Genomic DNA, 14,559 nt, shown 5'->3' on the forward strand with positions numbered 1-14,559 from the left:
GAGTTTCTCTCAACGGATCAGAGTAAGCGTGACAGCCATCGTCAGTGGCCCGTTGATTTAAAAGCCCGGATTGTTTCGGAAAGCTTGCGTCCTGGCGTGAGCGTGCAGGAAGTTGCCGATCGCTATGGCGTGCGTGCAAACTATCTGTCTTCATGGCGCACGCTGGCACGTCAGGGCAAGCTTGTTTTGCCTTCGCCGGAAGATGATACGGAGTTTGCAGCAATTATAGTAGCGGAGTCTGCAGTTGAACCGGTGACGTCACCAGCTTCGCGCGTTGAGATATTCAGCGGAGAAGTGATCATTCGGCTGGAAGAAGGTGTGTCGGCTTCCCGGATTGCAGCTGTTGCAAGCGCGCTTGCGGCTCTCAAATGATCTTCCCTTCCAACCGGGTTCGCATCATGGTGGCTACCAAACCTGTCGATTTCCGTAAAGGCCATGACGGGCTTGCTGCGTTGGTGAAGAACGAGCTGCGAAAGGATCCATTTACGGGAACTGTATTTGTTTTTCGCTCGCGCAAGGCCGATCGCATAAAACTGATCTACTGGGATGGCACGGGTATGGTTCTGGCTTATAAGCGTTTGGAAGCCCATACGTTCAGCTGGCCAGAGATCCGGGATGGACTGATGTCGTTGAGCCATGCACAGTTTGAAGCTTTGTTCGCAGGACTTGACTGGCGACGCGTTCGGGCGGTGGAAGCGAGAGCGCCGATTACTGTTGAATAGCTATTGAGCACCGGCATCATAGCCTGCGGACGATGACTCTGGCAGCATAATCATCAAGCATATCAAGGCCGGATTTGGTAAGTTTGGCTCATGTTGGACGCTGCCGATCTTCCCAACGATATTGCTGAGCTCAAAGCACTGCTGATTGCTGCGACAGCGCTCGGTCTTCGTAAAGATGATCGGATTGCGCGGCTGGAGAAGCTGGTTGCAGCCTTCAAACAAGCCGCTTTTGGACGCAAGTCAGAGAAGATTAATCCTGAGCAGTTTGATCTGGCCCTGGAAGATCTGGATGTCATTAAGCATGGAATAAGGACCCCATTTGAGGGGTTATCGGCATCCAAACGGGACCCCTTATTTAAAGGGTAACATGACCTTCGATTTCAATCGGAGGTTTTCTATTGGATGCTTATTGTGGAGACTATTTCGAAGATACGACGTCTTGCTCATGTGCAGGGCAAAACGATCAAAGCGATCTGTCGGGAACTGGGCGTTTCGCGCAAGGTTGTGCGGAAGGTTCTGCGCAGTGAAGAGACTGAGTTCAAATACGAGCGCTCCCGTCAACCGCAGCCAAAGCTCGGTCCCTGGCGTCACCATCTTGATGGAATACTGCTAGCTAATGAGGCAAAGGCCTCGCGCGAACGCCTGACGCTGATCCGGATATTCGAAGATTTACGCGATCTGGGTTACGCGGGTGGCTATGATACGGTCCGGCGTTATGCACGCTCATGGACAAAAGAGCGTGGGGCCGTGACGGCGGAAGCCTATGTACCACTTTATTACGCACCGGGCGAAGCTTACCAGTTCGACTGGAGCCACGAGATTGTTGTTCTGGACAGTCTGCCCCGAGCCCAGTGGCTGCTGGGAGACCGGGGCTACGACGCCGATTGGTTCCGGGACGCCTTGCAGGCCAAGGGCATCACGCCCTGCATCCCTGGCCGAAAATCCCGAACCGAGCCCGTCCGCTACGACAAGCGCAGATACAAACGGCGCAACCGCATCGAGATCATGTTCGGCAGGCTAAAGGACTGGCGGCGGGTCGCCACCCGCTACGACCGCTGCCCGACCGTCTTCCTCTCCACCATAGCCCTCGCCGCTACCGTCCTGTTCTGGCTATGAGTCCTGAGCCTAGGGGTATCTTTTTGACTCTTACTTTGGATAACAGGACATCGGTGTGCGTCTGGCTTGATGCCGATCTTCATGTTCTTGACTCTACGTCAAAACCTTCCGGAAAGCGCATTTAACGGATCAGTTGGTGCCACCAATTCGCCCCGTTTTCAGATCCGCATGTTCATGCCCGCTTTAAAGGAACCGATGTTTCTGACCAGCAATCAGCACACCTGGCAAAGGCGAGGGAAATTGGTTAGTAACCTTCCAATGCAAAACACGCAGCAGCTTGGCGAGCACAGAAATCTTCTATAGACTGTGTAATTCATATGCATTACAATTGAACTTTAAGTGGGAGAAACTTATGGCTTCTAATGCACTCGTTCAAACTCGTATTGATGCCGAAGTTAGAGATCGTGCCTCTGCGGTGCTTGAAGGTATGGGTCTTACGGTGTCGGACGTTGTTCGTATCTTACTCACCCGGACGGCAAACGAGGGGGCATTGCCGCTCGAACTTATATCAGGCAGCGAAGCGCACGATGCTTGGTTTCGCAGCAAGGTTCTTGAAGCGCTTCACGACACGCGACCCGACGTACCGGATGATGAAGTTACGGCTCATTTTGAAAGACGACGGGCGGCAGCGCGCGTTAAAGCAGTGGCGCTCAAGCCGTGAAGCTCATTTGGTCCGCATTTGCGTTATCTGATCGAGACGCTATCTTCACTTTCATTGAGGCGGATAATCCCTTATCTGCAATCATGGTCGACGAACGGATCGTCGAGGCTGCTCGTCGACTAATTGATTTTCCGGGGAGTGGTAGGGTTGGCAGAATTGCCGGGACTAGGGAATTGGTGATAAACGGTACTCCGTACGTCGTGGCTTATGCTGTAACGCAATCGGCAGTTCGTATCCTCCGCGTACTTCACGGAGCACAGGAATGGCCAGACATTATTTCTACCAGTTAGGCGTTCAATGCTAATTTTGGGAACAATGGCTGATATTGCTCTTGAGGAGGAGTAGTCGCCAAGAATCTTGACTTCTTATCAAAAAAAGAACCGCCATCAAATATCCCCCAGTTACTTGCTATCGGGTGAGCGGGTGAGATTTGGTGACAGTGCCATCTTACCGGGCAATTGCACGCCTCATCGTAATCCATTATAATCCCGTCTTTGACAGAAAATTGCTTCCAATAGCATTTTAAGAAGGCACGTTTGTCAGAGACAGAAATTGAATGTCTGATGAAGCCATGCTTACGCATGACGATACTCAGAGGAACGTTTCGCCGTATTTGTGCGGTTAACTTATAGACATATTTTGGATGAGGCCCCGACAAAAGCAGGGTAGGTAATCCTCTTATCAAAGCTGGCTTTGTTAGTAAGTAGGATCATACTTCTTCGATAATCAGGCTTGCGATTTGGGGGTCGCTAGCTGTTGAGCGGCACGCCAAGCCGATCGCCGAGATAAGGCCAGAGGTATAGGCCAAGCTTTTTGCACTTCTTCATAAGGCCAGCACGGTGTCGCGGGCGACACGGCCGTCCCCGCTCATAGTGCCACCGGAGATTTTTCGCTTGGTGACGCAATTGCGAAGATCATTCTCGGAAACGTTGGTGTGCAAATGGATTTCATGGCACTCAAGAGCTTCCAGCAGTTTATGCTTACTCCTCAGCAATCGAGCCAGCAGCTTATCGAGATTCACAGGTGTTGATTTCCACGTAGAAGTGAGCCGGAATTGCGGGTAATTTCCATTGAGAACTGAGCCATGTGACCCAGCCTCCACTGTTTTGTGCAGCGGAGGACAACGGAGTGATCCACATGGGACTTTTGAACATCATTCGCCGCATGTTTTTGCGGGACAAGCTGTCGATTCGTGAGATTGCACGGCGGACTGGTCTTTCACGCAACACTGTTACAAAGCATGTTTCCTCGGGTACGATTGAGCCTAAATTTGCGACACCGGATCGACCCAGCAAGCTTGATCGTTACGCAGACAGGCTTGCAGTGTGGCTAAAAATGAAGCAAGTAAATCGCGGAAACAACGCCGTAATCTGAAGCAACTTCATGCTGATCTGGTCGCTCTTGGTTTTGACGGATCTTATGGCCGGGTTGCAGCCTTTGCTAGGAACTGGCGTGCAGATCGCCAACAGGAGCAGCAGACAAGCGGGCGCGGAACCTTCATTCCGCTGACTTTTCGCGCGGGTGAAGCTTTTCAGTTTGATTGGAGCGAGGATTTTGCTGTGCTGGGTGGAGAACGCACCAAGTTACAGGTTGCACATTTTAAGTTGTCTCACAGTCGAGCATTTGTGGTCAGGGCTTATCTGCTTCAGACCCATGAGATGTTGTTTGATGCCCATTGGCACGGGTTGCGCGTTCTGGGTGGTGTGCCCGAACGCGGTATATACGATAATATGAAGACGGCAGTTGACCGGGTTGGCCGTGGCAAAGAGCGGCATATCAACATGCGCTTTCTTGCCATGGCGAACCACTATGTCTTCGCGCCAGAGTTCTGCAACCCTGCTGCTGGATGGGGTGAAGCAGATGAGAAAACAGTCCAGCGAAATGTTTTCCTGCTGAACGCCTGGAGCGAGAGCGAAGGGCCGGGCGGGGCAGGTGGAGAAGAATGTGCAAGATGCTCGACCGCGCTTGTGGCAACCAATACCCAGCTTTCCCGATCTGAATGCACTTAATGGGTGGCTGGAACAGCGTTGTATTGAGCTTTGGAATGAGATACCGCATGGCACTCTTAGCGGATCAATTGCGGATGTTTGGGCAGACGAACAATCATCACTGATGCCAATGCCAGTGGCATTTGACGGCTTTGTTGAGCAAAGCAAGCGTGTTTCCCCGACCTGCCTGATTAACTTTGAGCGTAATCGCTACAGTGTACCAGCATCATTTGCGAACCGTCGGGTAAGTCTGCGGATCTATCCTGATCGACTTGTCATCGTCGCAGAAGGGCAATTCTTATGTGAACATCCACGTATCATTGACCGATCACACAGAATGCCTGCACGCACAATTTATGACTGGCATCATTATCTGGCAGTGATCCAGCGCAAACCAGGTGCCTTGCGCAATGGCGCGCCCTTTGCTCAATTACCAATAGCGTTCAAACAGTTACAGGACATTATGCTTCGTCGCCCCGGCGGAGATCGCGAGATGGCTGATATACTGGCATTGGTATTGCAACACGATGAGCAGGCCGTGCTTACGGCTGTGGAACTCGCTCTTTGCGAAGGTGTCGCAACCAAAACTCATGTGCTCAATCTGTTGCATCGACTGATTGATGGCAAGACAAGCAACGGACCGGACCTCGACACTCCGCAGGCATTGAACTTAAAGCACGAGCCTAAAGCCAACGTTGAGCGGTATGATGATCTACGCGTGCAGCTAACGGGAGGCCGTCATGCGTCATGATCCTGCCAGTGGGGCTATGTCATCATGCTTCGCAGTTTGAAGATACATGGTATGGCACAGGCGGTTACTGACCTCATCGAGCAGGGTGCGCCCGCTTTTGAAGCTGCGGTTCCGATCCTGTCTCAACTGCTCAAAGCTGAGCTGGCCCAACGAGAAGTTCGTTCCGTAGCCTACCACATGAAAGCAGCACGCTTCCCTGCTTATAAAGACCTCTCGGCATTTGACTTCGCAGCCAGCGAGATCATTGAAGCAAGCTTACGACAGCTACATCGCTGTGAGTTCCTCAATGAGGCGCAGAATATCGTGCTGATTGGCGGACCGGGAACAGGAAAGACCCATGCCGCAACAGCCATCGGTGTTCATGCTATCGAACATTATCGGCGCAAGGTTCGCTTCTTCTCAACCATTGAGCTCGTCAACGCACTTGAACTGGAAAAGGCCAAGGGTAAGGCAGGCCAGATTGCTAAGAACTTAACACGGCTGGATTTGGTGATCCTGGACGAACTTGGATATCTGCCATTTAGTGCGTCAGGGGGAGCACTTCTATTCCACCTGCTCAGCAAGCTCTATGAGCGCACCAGTGTTATCATCACGACCAATCTCAGCTTCAGCGAATGGGCCAGCATCTTTGGCGATGCAAAGATGACGACCGCACTTCTCGATCGACTGACGCACCGCTGTCATATCCTGGAAACTGGAGACGACAGCTTCAGATTCAAAGCAAGTTCTGCAGCAGCAGCTCAACAAGACAAAGGAAAAATCCAATGACTTGACCTAAGCATAAGCCGAAATCCATAATGAATGGTGGCTCAGTTCTTGGTGAAAATTCCGGCTCACTTCTACGTGGAAATCAACATTAAAGAAGGAGAAAGCAGGGTTTTTCAGCTCTGCTTTTTTGATGTTAATTGTATATTTCTTAGCTAGCTTGACGCTATTGCGAGGAGGATGGTGTGATTGAAAGTTCGCGACTGATTTTAAGAAAGCCAATCGCATCTGATTTTGAAGCATATGCTGAAATGTTTAGCGATCCATCTGTTACGGCACATATCGGCGGCGTATTAAAACGCTCAGAATCTTGGGCTAGATTCTTACGAGACGTAGGTCATTGGGCAGTTGAAGACTTTGGTCAATATATCATTGTTGAGAAAGCAACTTCCGCATTCGTCGGAAAAATTGGTTTTGCTAAATTTGAACGCAACTTAGGTATTCACACGAAGACATCAATTGAAGTAACGTGGCTGCTGAATTCAAATTTTCATGGTCTCGGATATGCTAAAGAAGCAGGAATAGCTGTTCATAGATGGCAAGATTTAAATAATCCGATATCAACCGCATGTCTTATAGCTGAGAATAATTTGCCATCTCTTAAACTGGCTGCGCACCTCGGATACGAGCAAATTGATATATTGCATAGAGTGTCTGGTACAGCTTTAGTTTTAGAGAGAAAGTGCTCTATTTAAAAGTCTGCTTTGTTCAAAAAAATAGAGAACTCGAAAGCTCTCTATTAAATTTAGGAAAATATATATGATGACACCGCTAAGTTTCATTTACAATTGTTGTCTAATTGATAGCAAGAGTCAACAGTATTAATTCGTTTTACTGAATAAATATATCAATTGCATTCAGTATATTATTATTACTGCTTATTTCTGTTAATGAAGAAACATATCTTACATCTATTCGGGTAGAAATAGCTTGCAGTCCAGGCTCTCTCTATCGCTAACCAGTCACCACAGTCGATCATGTCTCTCTTCCGATAATTAGTTGACAATCGCTTTAATTCAGGGGGCTTTGGCTGCCTTTTTTGTGTCTGATAACTGGTTGAAAATTATAGTTAACTAAAAGTTAATGAAAGCGAAATGGGCTCTTTGTTTGATTACTGTGATGGATTATTTCGCTTCGGAATTTGCCCCTGCTATTGCGATATCGGCAATTTTATCAATGCGGAAGAATTGCATTAATTTGGCCGACCATATCATTCAGCTGCATACGTATTGCTGCATCTTCTTGTTCCCGTTCATGATCTGGCTGTTCAGAGCGAGCATGAATTTTGGTTTTAATTTCTTCAATCTTAGCTTTGATGTGTTCGACTTCGGTTTTGATGATATCAGACATATGCTACCCCTTATTTGTCCAGTGATGTTGATCAGCCTACACTTTAGATCATGCTTAGCAAGCTCAATGCAAATTCAACTTCACTGATAAACCCGACTTCTCAAGCTATTCATCAGCATCTCAGAGATTGAAAAGCCCCCTGCCCTAGCCTTCCCTACCAGAGACCTCAGATATCCACCCGCACAAGCGATCTCACTCGATTTCTGCAAGATACCAGCAATAACCGCCGATGCGCTCTCAATGCCCCAAATACGAACAGCATCACGATAAGCAGCTTCAGAAATCCCAAGGAAGCCAGAAACCAGCTTTGAAACATCTGTGAGGTCTCTCCAACTCCTGATGCCAGCTGGTGAATAAGCACTGATATCAGGACAAGCTCGAAGAACTAAATCTAATGAAACGATTTCAGCTTTCGATACATCTGATTTCTGATGCACTGGCTCAGATGCCGTCTCTTTCAAATCTAAGAAATCTTTTTGTTCTTCTAAATGGGATTCTGAAAGTGACTCTATATGCCGCTCAATATGAGCACCATTGGTGCTCATTTCTTCAGCATTCTCATTATTTTTTAGTGTGATAGCTAAATCAGAGATAATGGCATCGAGATTGGCCTTAATCGCCGTCAATTCAGCCAGAGAAGCCTTGCGGGGGATTGCATTCACGATGTCATTGAAACGCACACAAAGGCTGTCAGAAGCATCCTGAAGGGTTTTAGTGATCTCCCTGCGTGTAACGGTGATTTCGTCTCGTAGACGCTTTACAGCCCGTTGTTCGTCAAGGATGGCTTCTGCACCAGATTTAATAACTGATGCCTGAGCAAAGAATGGGCTGAGATCAAAACCATAGGCAATCTCGACCTCCCCTTCCCTGCTCTTGTGAGCATAGCGTTTGCAATTTGGGCTGTCTTTGCGTGAGATAATGCCAGCCTGAATAAGAGACGTGAGATGTCTCCTGAGGGTAGATTCAGGCATCATGTGAGCACGTTGAGAAATCAGTTTGTTGGATGGAAATACAACAAACTTCGATTTCGTTGTGATCACGTCATCAGATAGGAATGACAGCAAGGAATTCAGAACGGTAAGGCATCGGTCGTTCAGGCCGAATTCAGACTTAGCGATACACAGATGCTTGTACAATTCCCATTTCTTGATGCCTCCCTCGCCTGACGGCTTAGGTGTCGAGACGCGTGTTGTCATTCGACTGCGTAATGCTGACGTGACAGAACTCAGAATTTGCATTTCTTTGCCCTCTAAATTTAGGCAAAAGAGTCCCACACATCAAAAATGATGTTTCAATTCTTGACAAAGATTCTGAGAAATGCGATTCGTAATTTGCTAGGATTACGGATCAGCTCTCTCAGACTTCGGTTTGTGAGGGCTTTTCTTTTGCGGTTTAGTCTCCAGTTTTGTTTTCTGACTGCTCAAATTCATTGAACAGCTTGTCGAAATTTTCAGACAACCAATTCCCAAACTTACCAGCTCTTATGCTCGTCAATTCGATTGTTGTCTTCTTTGGTTTCTGATTCATCGAAATGCTAACTGTATTGTCGGGAGATCTCCAGGATTTAACCGGTGATGCTACTCGTTCTTTTTTTACAGCTTTGCCTTTTGAATTGATGGTATCGAAAATCTTGGAGAAGCGGTCATCACTGCTTAGAGACTGATACTCATCAGATGCTATAATCTCGGTGATCTCATTCGATTTTCTATCAGCCAGCAAGCTCAGCTCAATCCAGCGTTCGCGACCTACAGATGGTGCAGCGCCGATACTGGTAATGACATCTGAAGGTATACGGGAAGTTACCGATACCATTTTCGAGATAGCGGCTGCATTTGCTGCTAAAGCTGATGAGATCGTTTCCCGATCATAACCGAGGCTTTCAAGGTTCTTTGCAAAGATAGCTTTCTCAATGAAACTCAGATTTGCTCGCGCAGAGTTTTCCTGTCCCTGTGCAATAACGTGAGTTTTGTCATCAAGGGCTTTAACGACCGCCCTCACCTTCCGTCCAAGTTCACGAGCAACTCGTACACGGCGATGACCAAAGACGATCATATAGCGCCCATCTTCAGACGGATGCGGACGAACTAAGATTGGGCTATCCTGACCGCGTTCCTTAATGGCCTCTAAAAGTTCTTGGAATTCATCGTCATTAGTACCAAGACGGTCAGCTACAAATGATACATCGATGAGATCAGGATCAAGATCAACAACCTGTTCACCTTCTAAAAAAGCGTCAGCCTGTCGTGCTAGTTCGTTAACTGAGCGGATCATCGACTTCGACGCTCCAGTTACTCGATAACTTGGTGTAGACGCGTCATCTTGAATGTCATTCAGACCAGCTAATAGATTTTTTCTAGCCATTTTCATCTCCGTATCATCTATCTCACTGATTTAACGTGAGAAAACGCTGATTTTGTCAGCAGACAAATTATCGATCCCATGATTCATGGATAAGAGCTTCGATTTCTGAATTCACTGCATCCAAGGATTCAATTGCTCGCTCATATGTTGAGCGTGTCATCGAGCTCTTTTCGACTTCGTAGAGTGTCTGTTTGGTGATGCCTGCATCTGAAACAGCAGTTGATTTCACCATCTGATTTTTCAGAATGAATTCACCAAACAGTGTTTGTAGAAACGCTACCATCTGCGCCTGAGGTTGATCTGTAGGTTCGTATCGTGTGACTAGATATCGATACCATTCAAGATTGACTTCAGCGCCTGCAGCACGAATTGGCTCCAGGATGTTTCCAAGCATCAGCAGAAACTGCCCCATAGACATGACATCGAGCATCTGTGGGTGAATGGTGATCAGAACCGCCGTAGCAGCTGTCAGAGCTGTAATTGTCAGGTAGCCAAGTTGAGGAGGGCAATCGATAACAACGATATCATACTGATCATCGACTTCTTCGAGTGCTGACGAGATACGTGTGAAGAATGACTTACCAGCATTCGAGTTCCGATCACTCATTGCCAGTGGGGTATCGTATTCGAATTCCTGCAATTCAAGGTTGGCTGGTACGATGTCGAGACCTGGAAAGTTTGTTTCCTGAATGATCTCAGAAATAGGTTTGCGTTCATCATCGTAGCGGATCGCATCGTAGATTGATGGCACCTGATCTAGTTCAGGTTGGAAGCCGTGTAGTGATGATAATGAAGCTTGCGGATCGAGATCGATAGCAAGTACACGATGACCAGTGAGCGCGAGATATTGGGCGAGATGAGCCGTTGTAGTCGTCTTGCCTGAGCCGCCTTTAAAGTTCACAACTGCAATCACCTGCAGGTGTTCATTTGGCTTTCTATGCGGGACATAATTTCTGGAATCCGAGCGACCATTTTGATCGAGATATTCTCTCAATTCCTGCATCTGCTCAGCAGTGTATGAGCGCCGACCTGATGACGAAGTTTCGGGGGAGGGACCTTTGCCTTCAAGGTGTAGCTTCTTTAGGTGGCTTTGACTGACACCAATATACTGAGAGGCTTCTGCAAGCGAAAACGGACGTAGTGTCTTTTTTCCAGTATCGGGGAAATTCTGAACGCTAAGCAAATGCAGCTTCTTCGAAATCTGATCACCCTGATCCAGGATGTGTTTTTCGAACTTAAGCGTGGCTTTCGGCTTTTTGAGCGAGATCTCGTTCATAAGTGTCAGATTTCCAAAATAACGATTTTAGAGCGAACTTGCTCACGTAACTGTTATTATCCCTGATTCCTATGGTTCTGCAAGAAGTTTAAAGTTAATGAATGGTTAACGCGACAATTTCAGAATTTTAAACTGATTGAAACGCTATCTTATTGTATTTTATGAATAAAAGCTATTTTTTGTCAGCGGACAAAACAAAGAAATTAAGAGAAGGGGAAATTGGGTTTTTTGAAACTGTTTACGTCCGCTGATCGAACGGTGTTGGAATGGCTGTGATATTCAAAATGGAAAGCCCTTCACCTCTGAAGAGCTTGATGATCTGAAGACTGCTGGACAGGCAATTATTTGTCAAAAAACCCACTGACTTCGACGGCCTTGGTCTTCTTATCGAACACACAGACGACTTGCTGCGGATCTTTGTTGCCTTGTTCAAAACCATTGATGATTGCATATCCATAACTCTCGGAGCCATATGGGTCGACTTTAATGGTTTCGATTTTCATCATATCACCAGCTGCCTTATTGCATGCCTGTTCGACATCGTGTCGAAAATCATCCCATGCATCATCGCTGGATGCTGTTGCCTGCTGCATTGAAAGTACAAGAAAAATTGTTGCTGCTGATATGATGTAGGCTTTAGTAAATTTCAATTTCGGCATCTAGCGTTCCCATTAATTCTGATCGGCTGTTTATATGAGATAGAGACTGAGAATTTATATCAATGTTTTCAATGCGCTGAATTCTGAAGAGGGCAGGGGAGGGGAGAGAAGGGGGAGTCGAAACTCCCCCTGTATGATATCAGTTCAGTTCCCAATGCTTGTAGAGCTTGTTGAGGAGTCTGGTCTGCCTATCCGCAAGCACTTCAGGTGTCCATTCAGCTACGTTCCTGACATCCTGAGTAAGGACGAAAGGCGAGATCGTATCGTCCCTGCCAGCAAAATAGACGTTCTTCTTTGTCTCGAAGTCATAATTAGAAGCAGCAGGGTTTTTCTTGCTGTGAAGAGGAACTAAGTTTGCCAGACGTTGCGTCCATTCTTCTCGATGATCGCGGTCAGGGAAATTGGTAAGCCAAATGCTGTCTTCAGCTGGAGTCTGCGGCAGAACGTGCTCAATGCTGTAGTTTCGGTATTCAACTTTTACCGATTTATCAGTCATCAGATTCTCAAGACGCAGTATGAGAGCGGTTCGCGCTCTCGGTAGTCGTCTGTAGATGTCGCCATTTAGAGCATTCCTGAAATCACGTTTTTGGTTTTCATCAAGCTGGAGACTTGCAAGATTTGAGCAATCACCATCAAAATCATCTTTTTCGATGTCTGATATGATAGCTTTGAACGCCTCAATGCGGGTGTTGAAGCCAGCTTTTGTGATCAATAGGTAATACGAGATACGTTCAAGGCGTTTCAGAAACTCAGCTACCAGTGCAGGCTGAGCTTTGAATTTGTTGAAATATAGAAGGGCAGGGGCAACCCAATCCTTCCAGTCTACGGCATCAAGATGACTGGCCTGTTCATTGACTTCTTCAGCACCAGCTGTGGCAGCAAAATTCTGGTGTTTCAGATAACCATAAATTTCCGCGTAAGGAATTATGACCTTATCAATCAAATCCTCGGCTTCGTATTTTGAGCCAACAAATTCAGAGAACTCTTTGCTTAGAATTGTTGACTGCTTCTTCTTTGCGTAGAGCATTCGAATATGGCCGAGCAGGTCTACAAAACCGTTTCGTGTGAGACCCTTTTCGATCTTCGTCCATTTTTTCGCATATTCATTGCTCTTGTCTTCGCTGAACTTCTTTCTGATTTTGCCAAGAATTTCAGCTTTAAGGATGTCACTTGGAAACAGTGCTAGACCGCGATTGTTTAGGACACTGAAAATTCGGTAAGCTGATTCAAAGTTTGGTGTAGAGATGACAACCATTGAGCAGTTTTCAGCTATGAACTCGAACAGGTCTTCACGCTGTTGCATATCGAGCTCAGAAAGCTCTTTCAGAAAATGAATAGCGTTGTCGCGCATATTCTTTCTGGAATCTGCAAGCTTCTCATTTGAATGCGCTAATCGTTCAATACCACCTGGTTCTTGAATGTTGTCTCTGAAAAAGTCAGCATCATCTTGAAAAGCTTTTAGACGGTAAGCGTGTGGCGTGTTTCTTCTGACACCCCTGCCTTTTGTGTAAAGGAAAGTTGTAATTGCATCCGCACGATCTGGTATCAATGCCCTGAGAGCTGCAAACAAAATTGTAAGGGTGCTTAAACGCTGCTGACCATCGACTACTTGTGCAATAGGATTGCGGTCAGCTTTAATAAGAACCACGCTGCCCAAGAAATAGAAGGCATCTTCATTGCCTTCTGCCTTGAAGTCTTTCATTGCAGTCAGAAGATCGGATAGCAATTCACCAGCTTGATCGGTCGTCCACGAATATGGTCTCTGATAATCTGGAATTTCGAACTGATAGTCGTCGCTGAAAATGTCGATTAACAGTTTATCGTGCGCTTCTAGTGATTTAGCCATTTTGATCCCATGCCCTTTAATGCTTTGGGTTTCATAGCAAATGAAGTTGCACTAAAACAGCTACAGGTTGTCAAAAACAATAAATTAAGGAAGAGGTTTTAGGCGGCTTTTTTAATTTTACCGCTGACATATTCTGCTAGCCCGATGCCTATAAATCTCATGCAAGGAACTGCCATCGAATTGCCAATTGTGCGGTACCTATCAGCATCTAAAGCTGGCTTGCCTTTAAATTTTACGTTCGTCCAATCGTCAGGAAACCCCTGAAGCCGTTCACATTCAATTGGGTGTAATCGGCGTGAAATTCTCTTTCCATTGATTTTTTGCACGATGACGAAATCTAATTCTGAGCCTATGCCAGCCATACGAGACATGCCAGCACCGGAAGCCAAAAGGGTACCAACAGTTTTTGGATGAATGAGTTCTGCGTCTTCGTTTACTCTGAAAGTGCCTTCAGAAGCTCCGGCTTCAATTTCTTGTTCCTTTTTGCCGCTCGATTGAGTAAGCCTGTTTTCGCTGACTTTGTTAAAAAGTACGGCTCCAGAATCTCCGTGTCTGTCATCAAAATCTGCGACAACGAACTCTCATTCCCTTCGCTGTGGAACTTGGAAAAATTGTGCGTCGAGAACTCTCCACGATACTGCTCCCGCAAAATGCCCTTCGGGTCGAAACACAAAACCTGAAGTTCCCCATACTTTCCCTGGAGGCTGTATTTGCCGATCTGATCTGGCAAGGGCTCCCAAGAGACATCCGAACGCGGTTTCTTCTTTTTCATCTGACATTACTCCTGGTACGTTTTCCCACACGACAAAGCGTAGGCCGTTTATTTTTCGCATGCGTTCTGCCAATTTACAGAACTCAAGCATAAGATTTGCTCTAGGCACAGGCCCCATTGATTTGAGCATGAAGAGCTGATTCAGTTTCGCTTGAGGAGACTGATCGATAAGCAATCTTTGCTGGCTGAGCGAAGGACAGATGTCACGCCTTCGCCCCTTTTTTCCCAAGAGCCATGGACGACCACGCGTTGATGACAGACGTGTCTTGAGTGGAATTATCTTCATTCTTCG

General features: G+C 46.9%; 15 protein-coding genes and 4 pseudogenes. 10 read left to right on the forward strand and 9 right to left on the reverse strand.

What is annotated here, in order from left to right; genetic code table 11:
• From tnpA to ABE527_RS20850, 6 genes and pseudogenes are all read left to right on the forward strand, one after another.
• On the forward strand, positions 1–372 hold a 372-nt coding region (gene tnpA, locus ABE527_RS20825; protein ID WP_499695720.1), incomplete at its 5' end, for an IS66-like element accessory protein TnpA.
• Positions 369–722: an IS66 family insertion sequence element accessory protein TnpB gene (tnpB, locus tag ABE527_RS20830; RefSeq protein ID WP_499695721.1), complete on the forward strand. Its 354-nt coding sequence runs from the start codon at positions 369–371 to the stop codon at positions 720–722. The genes tnpA and tnpB, both read left to right, overlap by 4 nt.
• A gap of 90 nt (positions 723–812) precedes the next feature.
• A pseudogene (locus ABE527_RS20835) lies at positions 813–1,061 on the forward strand (transposase domain-containing protein); the annotation flags it as partial.
• Between the two features lie 489 nt (positions 1,062–1,550).
• A pseudogene (locus tag ABE527_RS20840) lies at positions 1,551–1,838 on the forward strand (transposase); the annotation flags it as partial.
• A gap of 352 nt (positions 1,839–2,190) precedes the next feature.
• The gene (locus tag ABE527_RS20845; protein ID WP_499695594.1) at positions 2,191–2,499 is read left to right on the forward strand and encodes a type II toxin-antitoxin system RelB/DinJ family antitoxin; all 309 of its coding nucleotides are present in this window, start codon (positions 2,191–2,193) and stop codon (positions 2,497–2,499) included.
• On the forward strand, positions 2,496–2,789 hold the full coding sequence (locus ABE527_RS20850) for a type II toxin-antitoxin system RelE/ParE family toxin (RefSeq protein WP_499695593.1): 294 nt from the start codon (positions 2,496–2,498) through the stop codon (positions 2,787–2,789). The genes ABE527_RS20845 and ABE527_RS20850 overlap by 4 nt, the downstream gene beginning before the upstream one ends.
• A gap of 419 nt (positions 2,790–3,208) precedes the next feature.
• Here ABE527_RS20850 and ABE527_RS20855 read toward each other — a convergent pair.
• Positions 3,209–3,514: pseudogene (locus ABE527_RS20855) on the reverse strand (IS66 family transposase); the annotation flags it as partial.
• 122 nt (positions 3,515–3,636) lie between these two features.
• Between ABE527_RS20855 and istA the strand changes: the two are divergent.
• The 3 genes and pseudogenes from istA (at position 3,637) to ABE527_RS20870 (ending at position 6,698) form a co-directional block, all read left to right on the forward strand.
• Positions 3,637–5,238 (forward strand): annotated as a pseudogene (gene istA, locus ABE527_RS20860) (IS21 family transposase).
• Between the two features lie 24 nt (positions 5,239–5,262).
• Positions 5,263–6,006, forward strand: coding sequence for an IS21-like element helper ATPase IstB (gene istB / locus ABE527_RS20865; RefSeq protein WP_499698200.1), 744 nt, complete (start codon positions 5,263–5,265; stop codon positions 6,004–6,006).
• A 182-nt stretch (positions 6,007–6,188) separates the two neighbouring features.
• On the forward strand, positions 6,189–6,698 hold the full coding sequence (locus ABE527_RS20870) for a GNAT family N-acetyltransferase (protein ID WP_499695591.1): 510 nt from the start codon (positions 6,189–6,191) through the stop codon (positions 6,696–6,698).
• Positions 6,699–7,176: 478 nt separating this feature from the next.
• Here the strand turns inward: ABE527_RS20870 and ABE527_RS20875 are convergent, their stop codons facing one another.
• The 8 genes from ABE527_RS20875 to ABE527_RS20910 form a co-directional block, all read right to left on the reverse strand.
• Positions 7,177–7,353 carry a hypothetical protein gene (locus ABE527_RS20875; RefSeq protein WP_499695590.1) on the reverse strand — a complete coding sequence of 59 codons (177 nt, stop codon included), beginning with the start codon at positions 7,351–7,353 and terminating at the stop codon, positions 7,177–7,179.
• A gap of 80 nt (positions 7,354–7,433) precedes the next feature.
• Positions 7,434–8,591: a plasmid replication protein RepC gene (repC, locus tag ABE527_RS20880; protein WP_499695589.1), complete on the reverse strand. Its 1,158-nt coding sequence runs from the start codon at positions 8,589–8,591 to the stop codon at positions 7,434–7,436.
• 154 nt (positions 8,592–8,745) lie between these two features.
• Positions 8,746–9,714: a plasmid partitioning protein RepB gene (gene repB / locus ABE527_RS20885; RefSeq protein WP_499698201.1), complete on the reverse strand. Its 969-nt coding sequence runs from the start codon at positions 9,712–9,714 to the stop codon at positions 8,746–8,748.
• 67 nt (positions 9,715–9,781) lie between these two features.
• Entirely contained in the window at positions 9,782–10,990 is a 1,209-nt protein-coding gene (gene repA / locus ABE527_RS20890; RefSeq protein WP_499695587.1) for a plasmid partitioning protein RepA, read from the reverse strand.
• Positions 10,991–11,331: 341 nt separating this feature from the next.
• Positions 11,332–11,649 (reverse strand): hypothetical protein, encoded by a 318-nt coding sequence (locus ABE527_RS20895; RefSeq protein ID WP_499695586.1) that lies wholly within the window; start codon positions 11,647–11,649, stop codon positions 11,332–11,334.
• A gap of 139 nt (positions 11,650–11,788) precedes the next feature.
• A complete protein-coding gene (locus ABE527_RS20900) occupies positions 11,789–13,495 on the reverse strand; it encodes a DUF262 domain-containing protein (RefSeq protein WP_499695585.1) in 1,707 nt (568 codons plus the stop codon).
• 98 nt (positions 13,496–13,593) lie between these two features.
• On the reverse strand, positions 13,594–13,866 hold the full coding sequence (locus tag ABE527_RS20905; protein ID WP_499695584.1) for a DNA cytosine methyltransferase: 273 nt from the start codon (positions 13,864–13,866) through the stop codon (positions 13,594–13,596).
• Between the two features lie 62 nt (positions 13,867–13,928).
• The gene (locus ABE527_RS20910) at positions 13,929–14,267 is read right to left on the reverse strand and encodes a hypothetical protein (protein ID WP_499695583.1); all 339 of its coding nucleotides are present in this window, start codon (positions 14,265–14,267) and stop codon (positions 13,929–13,931) included.
• A gap of 167 nt (positions 14,268–14,434) precedes the next feature.
• Here ABE527_RS20910 and ABE527_RS20915 point away from each other — a divergent pair.
• On the forward strand, positions 14,435–14,559 hold a 125-nt coding region (locus ABE527_RS20915), incomplete at its 3' end, for a transposase (RefSeq protein WP_499695596.1).

The organism is Brucella sp. TWI432, from assembly GCF_039674445.1.
Taxonomy (GTDB): Bacteria; Pseudomonadota; Alphaproteobacteria; order Rhizobiales; family Rhizobiaceae; genus Brucella; species Brucella chromiisoli.

Bases quoted from the DNA above. Each gene is read 5' to 3' on its own strand.
- repA (WP_499695587.1), bottom strand. From the start codon at position 10,990: ATGAACGAGATCTCGCTCAAAAAGCCGAAAGCCACGCTTAAGTTCGAA.
- repB (WP_499698201.1), bottom strand. From the start codon at position 9,714: ATGGCTAGAAAAAATCTATTAGCTGGTCTGAATGACATTCAAGATGAC.
- ABE527_RS20875 (WP_499695590.1), bottom strand. From the start codon at position 7,353: ATGTCTGATATCATCAAAACCGAAGTCGAACACATCAAAGCTAAGATT.
- ABE527_RS20905 (WP_499695584.1), bottom strand. From the start codon at position 13,866: ATGTCTCGTATGGCTGGCATAGGCTCAGAATTAGATTTCGTCATCGTG.
- ABE527_RS20895 (WP_499695586.1), bottom strand. From the start codon at position 11,649: ATGCCGAAATTGAAATTTACTAAAGCCTACATCATATCAGCAGCAACA.
- ABE527_RS20845 (WP_499695594.1), top strand. From the start codon at position 2,191: ATGGCTTCTAATGCACTCGTTCAAACTCGTATTGATGCCGAAGTTAGA.
- ABE527_RS20910 (WP_499695583.1), bottom strand. From the start codon at position 14,267: ATGAAAAAGAAGAAACCGCGTTCGGATGTCTCTTGGGAGCCCTTGCCA.
- istB (WP_499698200.1), top strand. From the start codon at position 5,263: ATGCTTCGCAGTTTGAAGATACATGGTATGGCACAGGCGGTTACTGAC.
- ABE527_RS20900 (WP_499695585.1), bottom strand. From the start codon at position 13,495: ATGGCTAAATCACTAGAAGCGCACGATAAACTGTTAATCGACATTTTC.
- repC (WP_499695589.1), bottom strand. From the start codon at position 8,591: ATGCAAATTCTGAGTTCTGTCACGTCAGCATTACGCAGTCGAATGACA.
- tnpB (WP_499695721.1), top strand. From the start codon at position 369: ATGATCTTCCCTTCCAACCGGGTTCGCATCATGGTGGCTACCAAACCT.